Annotated in this window: 1 protein-coding gene; it reads left to right on the forward strand. The window is 42.0% G+C overall.

What is annotated here, in order from left to right:
• On the forward strand, nucleotides 1-237 hold a 237-nt coding region (locus ACFIK0_RS09820; protein WP_375663978.1), incomplete at its 5' end, for an NAD(P)H-binding protein.
• Nucleotides 238-264 lie beyond the last annotated feature (27 nt).

Genomic DNA, 264 nt, shown 5'->3' on the forward strand with positions numbered 1-264 from the left:
ATTATTTCCGCTTCTGACCTGGACTACACTATTATTCGGCCTGCTTGGTTAACCAATAAGGATGAAGTTGACTATGAAACTACAAAGAAGGGCGAACCATTTAAGGGGACCGAAGTTTCACGGAAGTCGATTGGTAACTTTGTAGCCAAGATTATCGATGATCCAACACCATATGCTCGTCAAGACTTTGGAGTGAACAAACCAAATACTGACGGTGACAAGCCAGCTTGGTATTAATTTGAATGAAGAGTGCTAAAGCCAGCT

Origin of the sequence: Bartonella sp. CL63NXGY (assembly GCF_042194905.1) — a bacterium.
Taxonomy (GTDB): Bacteria; Pseudomonadota; Alphaproteobacteria; order Rhizobiales; family Rhizobiaceae; genus Bartonella.